We start from the raw sequence: 11,488 nt of genomic DNA, 5'->3' as shown, positions 1-11,488 counted from the left end.
TATTTTATCTGAAATTACTTTCCAGCTTCAGCTTTTGCATCGTTAACCATTTTGTCATTTGCTGTAATAGAGAATTCAACACGACGGTTTTGAGCTCTTCCTTCCGGAGTATCATTTGTTGCAATAGGATCAACAATACCTAAACCTGAAGTTTTAAAACGGCTTGATTTTAATCCTTTAGAAACTAAATAAGCCTGCACAGAAGCCGCTCTTTGTCCTGAAAGTGTCAAATTATATTCTGGTTTACCTGTATTATCAGTATAACCAAATATTTGAATATCAGTATCTCCATACTCATTAAAAACAGGAACTAATTTATCTAAATTTGCTTTTGCCTGAGGAGTTAAAGTTGATTTGTTTGTATCAAAACGAACAGCATTCTCATTTAAAGTTAAGTGAATTCCCTCACCTACTCTTTCTACAGAAGCACCTGGTAAAGCCTGATCAATTTCACGGGCTTGTTTATCCATTTTGTTACCAATTAAAGCTCCGGTTCCACCACCTACAGCAGCTCCAATTGCAGCTCCTAAGGCAGCGTTTCCGCCTTTTCCTAGATTATTTCCTAAAATACCTCCAATAATACCACCGGCAACTACTCCAATTCCGGCACCCTTTTGAGTGTTATTAGCATTTTTTACTGAATCGCAGCTTGTAAATAAACTAACCAATACAAGTAAACTACTTAAACCTAAAACTGTTATCTTTTTCATTTTTTATCTTTTTAAATATTAATTAGCTCTTTGAAATTGGTAAGTAACATCCTTTACTTGTCCGCCAACATTGATATTATCGATCAACTGAAAAGAAGTATCAGTTAAACCAGCGACTTTTAGTAAGTATCCTTCTTTTACATTTTTTGATTTTGTTCCCGGATTAACAATTTTAAGAACAAAAAGTCCCTGATTGTTAATGCTCCAGACAATTGGCGAAGTAAAAGCTGTACAGCTTGCAGAATTCAATGTCATTGTACCTTTATTGTTATTAGAAATAAAGTTCCATGAACTGCCAATAAAACATTTAGAATCTGCCAGATCGAATGAGGTGACTTTAATATAATCAGAACCTGGATAAGTTACATTGGTAAGCACCCAATTTCCTTTAATAGCTACTTGAGTGGGTCTGTCAAGTTTAGTAGAAAGCGTAGTTGCTTCTGTTGAAGTTGAAGCTGTAGACGAAGCTGATTTACACGCAAATAACGTCGCAGCAGCCATGCAAATGAAAATAATCTTCCTCATTTTGTACATTTATTTAAGTTAATACTTACACGTTTAACAATTATTATACCACAAATATACAATTCATTAAGCGAATTTCTTTTTTAAAATTTAATTATTTTCTTTCAAAATTAACATTTACGCCAATTTGTCACCTTAAAAAAAATGGTATTTTATTTGACTAAATGAAAATCATCAAGTTAAATTCAAAAAATAAAAAAATATGACAACAGGTAAAATTAATGTTTCAGTAGAAAACATCTTTCCCTTAATCAAAAAGTTCTTATACAGCGACCACGAAATCTTTTTACGTGAGCTGGTTTCAAACGGAACTGATGCGACATTAAAATTAAAACATTTAATAAGCATTGGCGAAGCTAAAGTAGAATATGGAAACCCGATTATCGAAATTAAAGTAGATAAAGAAGGTAAAAAAATCCATATTATTGACCAAGGTTTAGGTATGACAGCTGATGAAGTTGAAAAATACATCAATCAGGTTGCTTTTTCGGGAGCTGAAGAATTTTTAGACAAATACAAAGATTCTGCAAAAGACTCTGGGATTATTGGTCACTTTGGTCTTGGTTTCTATTCTGCTTTTATGGTTGCAGAAAAAGTAGAAATCATTACAAAATCATACAAAGATGAGCCTGCTGCACACTGGACTTGTGACGGAAGCCCTGAATTTACTTTAGAGCCAGCTGACAAAACTTCACGTGGTACAGAAATCATTCTGCACATTGCCGAAGATTCTTTAGAATTTTTAGAAGATTCTAAAATCAGCGGATTATTAAATAAGTATAATAAGTTTATGCCTATTCCAATTAAATTTGGAACAAGAACAGAAACCCTTCCAAAACCAGAAGATGCTCCGGAAGATTATATTAATGAAACTATCGAACTTGATAATATCATTAATAACCCAAATCCGGCCTGGACAAAACAGCCTTCTGAATTATCTGATGAAGATTACAAAAATTTCTACAGAGAATTGTATCCAATGCAGTTTGAAGAGCCGTTATTCAACATTCACTTAAATGTAGATTATCCGTTTAACTTAACTGGTATTTTGTATTTCCCAAAATTGGGTACAGATATGCAAATCCAGAAAGATAAAATTCAATTGTACCAAAACCAGGTTTACGTTACAGATAACGTAGAAGGAATTGTACCTGAATTTTTAACGATGTTAAAAGGAATTATCGATTCACCGGATATTCCATTAAACGTTTCTCGTTCTGGTTTACAAGCAGATGGAGCAGTTAAAAAAATCTCTAACTACATTACTCGTAAAGTAGCAGATAAATTAAAAGCTTTATTTAACGAAAACCGTGCTGATTTTGAAGCAAAATGGAACGACATTAAAATCGTTTTAGAGTACGGAATGCTTTCTGAAGATAAATTCTACGAAAAAGCAGGCGCATTTGTTTTATATCCAACGGTTGACGATACTTACTTTACTTTAGAGGAATTAAAAGAAAAACTAAAAGAAAACCAAACTGATAAAGATGGTAAATTAGTAATTCTTTATGCTGGTAACAAAGATGCACAGCACTCTTATATTGAAGCAGCAAAAGAAAAAGGATACGAAGTATTGCTTTTAGACTCTCCTATTATCTCGCATTTAATTCAAAAAATTGAAGGTGATAACAGCGGATTAACTTTCGTTCGTGTAGATTCTGATCACATTGATAATTTAATCAAAAAAGAAGAAAACACGATTTCTAAATTATCTGATGAAGAAAAAGCAGCTTTAAAAACTTCATTAGAAGCCTATATCCCTAAAGCATACAGCGTTCAGCTGGAAGCTATGGACAGCCAGGCAGCTCCATTCATTATTACGCAGCCAGAATTTATGCGTAGGATGAAAGAAATGAGCCAAACGGGCGGCGGCGGAATGTTCGGAATGGGAAATATGCCGGAAATGTATAATCTGGTTGTAAATACAAATTCTGATTTAGCTTCAAGTATTTTAAATACCGAAGACAAAACACATCAGGAACATTTAGTAAAACAAGCTTTAGATTTAGCTAAATTATCTCAAAACCTATTGAAAGGTGAAGCGTTGACTGCTTTTGTAAAAAGAAGCTTTGAAATGATCAAATAAAAACCTTTTACAAGAATATTTCAAAATCCTGCAGATTAGTTTCTGCGGGATTTTTTTTACCTTATACTAATTTCAAATATTTTAAAAAAGGGGAATTCTCCCCTTTTATGCCTATAATCGAATTTATAATTTTACACATCTGAAAATCAAACAATTAAATAAAATTATTTTGCAGAAACACAAACTACAAACATAAACTCTGGAAATCATGGAGAAAACGAAATTTACAGAAAACGGTGAAGTCTTATCGATTATAAAAGATTTAAAAGAACAGATCAAAGAGAAGAAAAAGAAATTCTCAGATATTGTAGATGTAAACGGTAACGAATATGTAGATTTAGTTCAGGAAGGCGGCGGTGTTCTTGGTGTTGCATTAGTTGGATATGTCTATGTTTTGGAACAAGTAGGGATTCGGTTTCTAAGTTTAGCCGGAACATCGGCCGGAAGTATTAATACCATGCTGATGGCTGCTGCCGGACCAATTGATACAACAAAATCTGAATGGATTTTAGAGTGTTTATGCAATAAGAATTTATACGATTTTGTAGATGGCGATCACGATGCACGCGAATTTATTGATGCATTATTGAGCGATGCCGGCAACTTAAAACTGGTAATGAAAGGCTGTCAGGTTGTAGATAATTTTAAAGATGATTTAGGATTAAATCCTGGTACTAATTTTCACCAATGGATGACTAACCTGCTTTCGCAGAAAGGAATTAAAAATTATGCCGATTTAAAAGCACTGCGCGAAAAAGGTGTTTCAAACGACAACAAATTGTTTCGAATAATGGAAACAAATCCAGAAGACAAACAAGAATATACAAGAAAAGATCATTGGAGTGAAATAGCTATAATAACCGCTGACATTACTACAGAAAGTAAAATTATTTTTCCTAAAATGATTGACTTGTTTTATTCTAATCCTGATGTTCAAAATCCAGCCGATTTTGTGAGGGCTTCAATGTCGATTCCGCTTTTCTTTACTCCATTTAAAATTAAAAATATTCCCGGCGGTATTGAAGCATGGAATAAATGGAACGAAGCAACATGTCTGCGTGCATCGGTTCCGGCAGAAGTTATGTTTATGGATGGCGGTATTATCTCTAATTTTCCTATTGATATATTTCATGAAAATTTAAATGTACCGGCGTCACCAACTTTTGGTGTAAAACTCGGATATGATAAAAACGAAATCAATAAAAATGAAAAAATCACGAATATTATAAGTTCTATGTTTGACACCGCTAGATTTGGATATGATTCAGAATTTTTAAGAAAAAATCCCGATTTTAAAAACCTTATAGGATATATTGATACCGGAAACCACAACTGGCTCAATTTTAATCTTACTGACGATGCAAAAATTGATTTGTTTATTCGCGGCGCCCAAAAAGCTGCAGAGTTCTTAAACAAATTTGATTGGGAAGAGTATAAAAAAATCAGAAAAGCCAAAAGCGAATATTACAAAACCGTTTAAAACAATTGATTTACAAATAACTAAACAACAAAATCCTGAAAGTAGAATTTTCAGGATTTTTTTTACGAGTTATTTTTTTCATTACATTTGAATGCCTTTAATCTAATCTTAAACAAAAACCAATATGAAAAAAACTGCTATTTTACTTTCTATTATTTGTGCTTCGGCATTTATTTATGTTTCATGCTCCAGCGATGAAGTCGTCAATCAGGCCGACACAACAGCTGTTAGTGCCTCTGTTGTAATTGACGCTGTAAACGAAATGGATGTTAAAACAGGATTAACTGTAACGAATACAAATCCTGCTGCAAAACCATCAGAAACTTCTCCCGAAGTCTGTGCCAGCATTACTATTGAAACCCCAAACGGAACACCTTACCCAAAAGTTTTTACTGTTGATTATGGTACAGGCTGCACCACAAATCAAATTACAAGAAAAGGGAAATTAAAAATTACGCTTTCTGGTCCGGTAATTACAACTGGAAGCAAAATGACTGTAGAAAGAATCGATTATTCTATAAACGGATTTAAACTGGAAGGAACTATAGAATACACTAATACAACTACTGTTGCAACTGTACCGCAATGGAGCAGAAAAGTAACAAATGGAAAATTTACAGATTTGCTTGGAAGGGTTTTTACAAATTCAGGCACACATACTATAAAACAAACTGCCGGTGTTGATACTCCATATGTTTTAGAAGATAATATTTATGAAATGCCAGAAGGAAGCCACACTGTTACTTCAGAAAAAGGAGGGACTTTGACTTTAACTGTACAGGAAACCTTAGTTAAAAAATATTCGTGCGAGTATGTATCTAAAGGGAAATTAAAAATCCAGGGAGGGTTTTTAAACGGTGTTATAGATTATGGAAATAATGACTGTGATGCCAAATATACTTATACACACGAAAATGGAGCAACTTACACTTTATCAATGTAACCAATTCATTTTTAAAAAAATATGCAGATCCCAATTTAGAAATAGATTGGGATTTTTATTTTTTAGAAAAATTAAACAGCGACTTATTTACATTCAAACTATTTTCTTTATTTTGCACCAAAATCCAATAAACTAATGAAAAAATCAATTATTGCCTTTGCCATTCTTACATTACTTGCATCATGCAGCAAAAAAGAATCAGCCGCAGATAACTTACACCTTACAGGAAATATAAAAGGATTAAAAACCGGAACTTTATATATTCAAAGAATCGTTGATACATCGCTTGTTGCAATCGACAGTATCAAAATTGACGGAAATGCAGCTTTTGAAAGTGACATCAAATTAGAATCTCCAGAAATGCTTTACCTGTTTCTGGATCGCGGGGTAACAAACTCTTTAGACAATAATATTTTATTCTTTGCTGAACCGGGAAATATTAATATTGATACCAATTTAGACAGTTTTATTGGCAGCGCAAAAATTACCGGATCTAAAAACCAGGAATTATTTGAAGAATACAAAAAAGTAAACTCTCGTTTCATTGATGAGAACTTATCAATGGTTGAAGCCAGATTTAAAGCTACTAAAAGACAAGATCAAAAAGCAGTTGACAGCATTGATGCAAAACAACAGTCAAATATTAAAAGAAAATATTTGTATGCTACAAACTTTGCCATTAACAATAAAGATCATGAAGTAGCGCCTTATATTGCTCTAGCAGAGATTTATGATATCAACATTAAGTTTCTTGATACGATTCAAAAATCGATGACTCCAAAAGTAGCACAGTCATTTTACGGAAAAAAGCTTACTAAATATGTAGCCGATATTAAAAAAGAAGAACAAAAACAAGACTAAACAACTCAAAAACAACGTATTACACTTAAAACTCTGTTTTTTAAATTATAAAAAAATCCTGTTTTTATCATTATAACAGGATTTTTTTATTTTGTTTATTTTGTTTTGCCATATTAAATCATAAATAACTGACAATTAGATAATTCTAAGTAAAAAAGTCAGAAATTACATTACTATTTTTATTATTTGTAATACCTTAGCTTCATAAAACCAAACTTATGAAGAATTTACAAAGCAATATCAGTCACGCAAAGTATGATTTTATAAATTCGTTAGTTTTCGAAAAATTAGAATCTTATACTCCGGAACCTAGTTCAAATCTTGAAAAAATCCCCTCTCAAGATCCATACACTTTAAACGGTCAAAAATTACGTCTTAATTTTATCCGTCAGCACCTAAAATCAAATGTAGATTACCTGTCAGGAGAAAAGATTTTTGATAATAACGAAAGCCTGAAAGGTAATATTGAAAATTACATTGGGATGAGTCAAATCCCAACCGGAATTATTGGACCTTTAGTTGTAAATGGAAGTGTAGCTCAAGGTCATTTTTATGTTCCTCTTGCCACTACCGAAGGAGCCTTGCTTGCATCCTATAACAGAGGTGCTAAAGCTTGCAGGGAATCAGGAGCAATTACAGTAATTACCCTGCAAGAAGGCGTGCAAAGAACTCCAACCTTTAAATTTAAAAATTTAATTGATTTAGGAAAATTTGTCTCTTGGGTATTAAACCACAAAGAAACTTTTGCATCGTTAACCAGAGAAACCAGTAATTATGCCATCTTAAATGATATAGGTGTAAATATAGAAGGAAACATTCTAATTTTAAGATTCGAATTTACCTCTGGCGATGCATCTGGTCAAAACATGGTTACGATATGCAGCGATAAAATCTGTAAGTACATTATAAGCAATTGCCCTGTTAAACCTGTATTTTGGACTATTGAAGGCAATGCTTCCGGAGATAAAAAAGCCACCTCATTAACCACAAGGGTTAGAGGAAGGAAAGTAACTGCCGAAATCACATTAAAAAAAGAAGTTATTGCCTCTGTTCTTAAGGCAACACCGGCATTACTATATCATCAATGGAAAATATCTCATTTGGGCTCTATAAAAATGGGTTCCATTGGTACAGGTATGCATCCTTCAAACGCTCTTGCTGCATTATTTATAGCTTGCGGACAAGATGTAGCCTGCACCGGCGAAGCTTCTACCGCCATTACAAGAATGGATATTGACGAAAACGGTGATTTATATTGTGCTATTACGATGCCAAATATAATTGTGGGAACTGTTGGCGGCGGAACTTCATTTCCTACACAAAAAGAATGTCTTGAACTAATAGACTGTTATGGCCCGGGTAAAAGCGGTAAACTTGCCGAAATTGCTATTGCATTATGCCTTACAGGAGAAATTTCAATTATATCAGCTATGTCAGCAGGACATTTTACCGATGCTCACCAAAAACTTGGAAGATAAAGACACAATCCTGTTATTTCGGCGAAAGGAGAATACTTTGCGCTCATTTATTATTTCATCGTAAATACTATTCTAAAATCTAAATCCTAAAAAACTTGGAATTTGGAATTTAAAAAAATGGAATTTCTGAGGCATAAAAAAACCATCACAGATTATGATGGTTTTTTTGAGCCGATAGAGGGACTCGAACCCACGACCTGCTGATTACAAATCAGCTGCTCTAGCCAGCTGAGCTACATCGGCCTATTTTACGGGTGCAAATATAAAATTGTTTTTTAATATTCCAAAATATTTTCACACCTCTCTCTATAAATAAAAAAACCATCACAATTTGTGATGGTTTTCGTTGAGCCGATAGAGGGACTCGAACTCACGACCTGCTGATTACAAATCAGCTGCTCTAGCCAGCTGAGCTACATCGGCCTCATTACGGGTGCAAATATAAAGCGGTTTTTCGTTTTCCCAAAATAAATTTGCACTTTTTTACACTTTTTTTTGCTTACAATGCATTGATTTTTTCAATCAATTGATTAGCAGTTTGTTCTAATTCAACATTGATTTGTTTGAAGTGTGCTTTTTTATTTTCAACGTTTTTAGCGTTAACTTTTGTAATCAAAGTATCAAATGCAGCGATAGCTTCATCGATTAAAGCATTCGTTTCTGGAGTAGGATTTCCTGTTGTAGACATCTCAAACAAATAAACTGCCTCAATAATATCTCCTAATACAAAATTGATGTCTTTCTTTAAATTTTTAACGTTTGCCATTTTTATTATAATTTTAATTTGCGTCTGCAAAAATACACATAATCTTTAGATTACATGCTATGAAATGTAAATTTCTAAAATTGAAGCTTTTCCACTTAAATTAAATGCATTTATCGCAGCCGGAACTAAAACTGTGTCACCTTTTATATAAGTGTGTTTAAATCCGTCATATTCAATTTCAAAACTTCCCTCAATACACATATAAACCGTAAATGTTTCGCCAGATTTAGAAACTTGTACTTTATCTTCTAACGGAATAAGGTTTGTCGTAAAATAAGGACAATCTACGACTACGTTTGAAGTATTTGCTTTTGAATCGTATTTCTTTTGTGTATCAACTTTATTGTAATTAATCGCATCAAGTGCTAAATCTACATGCAGTTCTCTTTTATTTCCCTGAGCATCTACACGATCAAAATCATATAAACGATAGGTAATATCAGATGTCTGCTGAATTTCGGCAACTACCAAACCGGCACCAATAGCGTGAACAGTTCCTGTTTCTAAAAAGAAAACATCTCCGGCTTTTGCTTTTACGCCATCTAAAATAGAAACTAAAGTATTATCATGTAAATGTTTTAAATATTCTTCTTTACTTGAATCTTCTTTAAAACCAACAATAATTCTGGAATCAGTATCAGCCTGCATTACGTACCACATTTCGGTTTTACCAAATGAATTGTGACGCTCTTTTGCTAATTTATCGTTTGGATGAACCTGAATCGAAAGATCTTCGCGTGCATCTAAGTATTTAAAAAGTAATGGAAACTGTTTTCCGAAACGCTCGTAAACTCTCGTTCCTAAAATTTCATTTGGAGTTTCATTAATAAGTTCCATTAACGATTTTCCTTTTAAGTCTCCGTTTGCAACAGTACTTACATCACCTTCTACTGTAGACAATTCCCAGCTTTCACCGGTAATTTTAGAAGTAATTGGTTTGTTTAATAATGTTTTTAATTTCTCTCCGCCCCAGATTCTTTCTTTTAGGATTGGTTCAAATTGAAGCGGATATAATTTTTCTGGTTTCATAATTTTTAAGTTTTCGGCAAATATCTATATTAATTAAACAATGGTGTAATACTATTTTCTAAATCTACAATACTAATTCTTTTATTATCTCCAGCGCTTTCGAAATATGTTTTGCGGCATTCATACTATCAAAAATATAAATAACCACTCCGTTTCTGTCGATAATATAAGTTACTCTTCCCGGTAAAAGCCCGAACAGATTATTTTTCACCCCAAAAAGATGTCTCAATCTTTTGTCCTGATCTGAAAGTAAAATGAATGGCAGTTTGTGTTTATTGGCAAATTTATGATGCGATTTTACACTATCGGCACTTATGCCAATAACTTCAGCGCCTAAATCCTTAAAATCTTCATATTGATCTCTAAAACTGCAAGCTTCAGTTGTGCAGCCAGGTGTATTATCTTTTGGATAAAAATAAATCACTAGTGGTTTCCGGCCTAAAACACTTTTGCTTTCAAAAACTTCTCCGTGACTATCTTTTGCAGTAAAATTCGGAACTATATCTCCTATTTTTAATGACATTTATTATTCTCCTTTATAAGTTACAAAATTGCGGTCTGTTTCATAAAGCACGACTTCTAAATCAAAATCGGGCTGAATTCTTTTTCTAATTTTATTCCATATCACAACCGCAATATTTTCTGCAGTTGGATTCAAATCCTGAAATTCCGGAACATCCAGATTCAGGTTTTTGTGATCAAACGGAATTTCTACTTCTTCCAGTATAATATCCGCTAATACTTTCACATCTAAAACAAAACCAGTTTCCGGGTCAATTTTTCCTGTAACACTTACTGTTAAACCATAATTATGACCATGAAAATTGGGACTATTACATTTTCCAAAAACAGCATTGTTTTTTTCTAATGACCAATCTTTCCTGTGCAATCGATGTGCAGCATTAAAATGCGCTTTTCTTGATATGGTTACTTTCATTTAGGACTTTGGTTAGTTTGGTTATAATTTATGGTCTTCGAGATAATGATCAAATTCATCAAAAATTATCTTAAACCATACGGTATAAATTTCGGGCTGTTTCTCAATATCTGCTTTAACATCTCCAATACTCATCCATTTCCAGTCTTCTACTTCATCCAGATTTATATTGGGTTCTTCATCATAATAACCAATCATAACATGATCTAATTCATGCTCAGTTAAGCCATTGTCAAAAGGAGCTTTATAAATAAAATGAAACAGCTCTTTTAATTCTGCTTTAAAACCCATTTCTTCAAATAATCTTCGGCTTCCTGCCTCGATATTGGTCTCATCTTCACGTTGATGACTACAGCAAGTGTTGGTCCAAAGTAAAGGAGAATGATATTTATGATGAGCACGCTGCTGCAGCATGATTTCATTTTTACTGTTTAAAATAAAAACCGAAAATGCACGGTGCAAAAGCGCTTTTTCATGTGCTTCTAATTTTGGCATTAAGCCAATTTGTTCATCATTTTGATTAACTAATATTACGTTTTCTTCTGTCATAAGGCTTCTTAAGCAAACAAAAATACAAAAAAAGAAATGGCTTAAAAGTACTGCTCTAAGATTGTTAAAAGCTTAATTTGAAGGTGATTCCTATTTTTCTGATTTACAATGCAATAATTTATGC

12 protein-coding genes and 2 tRNA genes are annotated in these 11,488 nt (G+C 33.1%); 5 read left to right on the top strand and 9 right to left on the bottom strand.

What is annotated here, in order from left to right; translation table 11 throughout:
* Positions 1 to 14: 14 nt before the first annotated feature.
* Positions 15 to 710 (bottom strand): YiaD family glycine zipper/OmpA-like lipoprotein, encoded by a 696-nt coding sequence (locus tag LUU93_RS10120; protein WP_232680847.1) that lies wholly within the window; start codon positions 708 to 710, stop codon positions 15 to 17.
* A gap of 18 nt (positions 711 to 728) precedes the next feature.
* Positions 729 to 1,235 carry a lipocalin family protein gene (locus LUU93_RS10115; protein ID WP_232680846.1) on the bottom strand — a complete coding sequence of 169 codons (507 nt, stop codon included), beginning with the start codon at positions 1,233 to 1,235 and terminating at the stop codon, positions 729 to 731.
* Positions 1,236 to 1,437: 202 nt separating this feature from the next.
* Between LUU93_RS10115 and htpG the strand changes: the two genes are divergently transcribed.
* From htpG to LUU93_RS10090, 5 genes are all read left to right on the top strand, one after another.
* On the top strand, positions 1,438 to 3,321 hold the full coding sequence (gene htpG / locus LUU93_RS10110) for a molecular chaperone HtpG (protein WP_232680845.1): 1,884 nt from the start codon (positions 1,438 to 1,440) through the stop codon (positions 3,319 to 3,321).
* A gap of 208 nt (positions 3,322 to 3,529) precedes the next feature.
* On the top strand, positions 3,530 to 4,801 hold the full coding sequence (locus LUU93_RS10105) for a patatin-like phospholipase family protein (protein WP_232680843.1): 1,272 nt from the start codon (positions 3,530 to 3,532) through the stop codon (positions 4,799 to 4,801).
* Positions 4,802 to 4,925: 124 nt separating this feature from the next.
* Positions 4,926 to 5,744: a hypothetical protein gene (locus LUU93_RS10100; protein WP_232680842.1), complete on the top strand. Its 819-nt coding sequence runs from the start codon at positions 4,926 to 4,928 to the stop codon at positions 5,742 to 5,744.
* 135 nt (positions 5,745 to 5,879) lie between these two features.
* Positions 5,880 to 6,605 carry a DUF4369 domain-containing protein gene (locus LUU93_RS10095; protein WP_232680841.1) on the top strand — a complete coding sequence of 242 codons (726 nt, stop codon included), beginning with the start codon at positions 5,880 to 5,882 and terminating at the stop codon, positions 6,603 to 6,605.
* A gap of 218 nt (positions 6,606 to 6,823) precedes the next feature.
* A complete protein-coding gene (locus LUU93_RS10090) occupies positions 6,824 to 8,083 on the top strand; it encodes a hydroxymethylglutaryl-CoA reductase (protein ID WP_232680840.1) in 1,260 nt (419 codons plus the stop codon).
* 169 nt (positions 8,084 to 8,252) lie between these two features.
* On the opposite strand, the gene LUU93_RS10085 is transcribed toward LUU93_RS10090, so the two are convergent.
* From LUU93_RS10085 to idi, 7 genes are all read right to left on the bottom strand, one after another.
* Positions 8,253 to 8,326, bottom strand: a tRNA-Thr gene (locus LUU93_RS10085).
* Between the two features lie 106 nt (positions 8,327 to 8,432).
* Positions 8,433 to 8,506 (bottom strand) — tRNA-Thr (locus tag LUU93_RS10080).
* A 76-nt stretch (positions 8,507 to 8,582) separates the two neighbouring features.
* The gene (locus LUU93_RS10075; protein WP_012022371.1) at positions 8,583 to 8,849 is read right to left on the bottom strand and encodes a hypothetical protein; all 267 of its coding nucleotides are present in this window, start codon (positions 8,847 to 8,849) and stop codon (positions 8,583 to 8,585) included.
* 57 nt (positions 8,850 to 8,906) lie between these two features.
* Positions 8,907 to 9,878 carry a type I phosphomannose isomerase catalytic subunit gene (locus tag LUU93_RS10070; protein WP_232680839.1) on the bottom strand — a complete coding sequence of 324 codons (972 nt, stop codon included), beginning with the start codon at positions 9,876 to 9,878 and terminating at the stop codon, positions 8,907 to 8,909.
* Positions 9,879 to 9,942: 64 nt separating this feature from the next.
* Positions 9,943 to 10,401, bottom strand: coding sequence for a peroxiredoxin (locus LUU93_RS10065; RefSeq protein ID WP_232680838.1), 459 nt, complete (start codon positions 10,399 to 10,401; stop codon positions 9,943 to 9,945).
* Between the two features lie 3 nt (positions 10,402 to 10,404).
* Positions 10,405 to 10,815, bottom strand: coding sequence for a 6-carboxytetrahydropterin synthase (locus tag LUU93_RS10060; protein ID WP_232680837.1), 411 nt, complete (start codon positions 10,813 to 10,815; stop codon positions 10,405 to 10,407).
* Positions 10,816 to 10,836: 21 nt separating this feature from the next.
* Positions 10,837 to 11,364 carry an isopentenyl-diphosphate Delta-isomerase gene (gene idi, locus LUU93_RS10055; RefSeq protein WP_232680835.1) on the bottom strand — a complete coding sequence of 176 codons (528 nt, stop codon included), beginning with the start codon at positions 11,362 to 11,364 and terminating at the stop codon, positions 10,837 to 10,839.
* Positions 11,365 to 11,488: the final 124 nt, after the last annotated feature.

The sequence above is a fragment of the Flavobacterium soyae genome, assembly GCF_021245985.1.
In the GTDB taxonomy this organism is placed as follows: Bacteria; Bacteroidota; Bacteroidia; order Flavobacteriales; family Flavobacteriaceae; genus Flavobacterium; species Flavobacterium soyae.
This window is presented reverse-complemented; position numbering and strand designations above follow the sequence as displayed.

Coding starts and splice junctions, on each gene's coding strand:
- LUU93_RS10120 (WP_232680847.1), bottom strand. CDS start 710: ATGAAAAAGATAACAGTTTTAGGTTTAAGTAGTTTACTTGTATTGGTT.
- LUU93_RS10115 (WP_232680846.1), bottom strand. CDS start 1,235: ATGAGGAAGATTATTTTCATTTGCATGGCTGCTGCGACGTTATTTGCG.
- htpG (WP_232680845.1), top strand. CDS start 1,438: ATGACAACAGGTAAAATTAATGTTTCAGTAGAAAACATCTTTCCCTTA.
- LUU93_RS10105 (WP_232680843.1), top strand. CDS start 3,530: ATGGAGAAAACGAAATTTACAGAAAACGGTGAAGTCTTATCGATTATA.
- LUU93_RS10100 (WP_232680842.1), top strand. CDS start 4,926: ATGAAAAAAACTGCTATTTTACTTTCTATTATTTGTGCTTCGGCATTT.
- LUU93_RS10095 (WP_232680841.1), top strand. CDS start 5,880: ATGAAAAAATCAATTATTGCCTTTGCCATTCTTACATTACTTGCATCA.
- LUU93_RS10090 (WP_232680840.1), top strand. CDS start 6,824: ATGAAGAATTTACAAAGCAATATCAGTCACGCAAAGTATGATTTTATA.
- LUU93_RS10075 (WP_012022371.1), bottom strand. CDS start 8,849: ATGGCAAACGTTAAAAATTTAAAGAAAGACATCAATTTTGTATTAGGA.
- LUU93_RS10070 (WP_232680839.1), bottom strand. CDS start 9,878: ATGAAACCAGAAAAATTATATCCGCTTCAATTTGAACCAATCCTAAAA.
- LUU93_RS10065 (WP_232680838.1), bottom strand. CDS start 10,401: ATGTCATTAAAAATAGGAGATATAGTTCCGAATTTTACTGCAAAAGAT.
- LUU93_RS10060 (WP_232680837.1), bottom strand. CDS start 10,815: ATGAAAGTAACCATATCAAGAAAAGCGCATTTTAATGCTGCACATCGA.
- idi (WP_232680835.1), bottom strand. CDS start 11,364: ATGACAGAAGAAAACGTAATATTAGTTAATCAAAATGATGAACAAATT.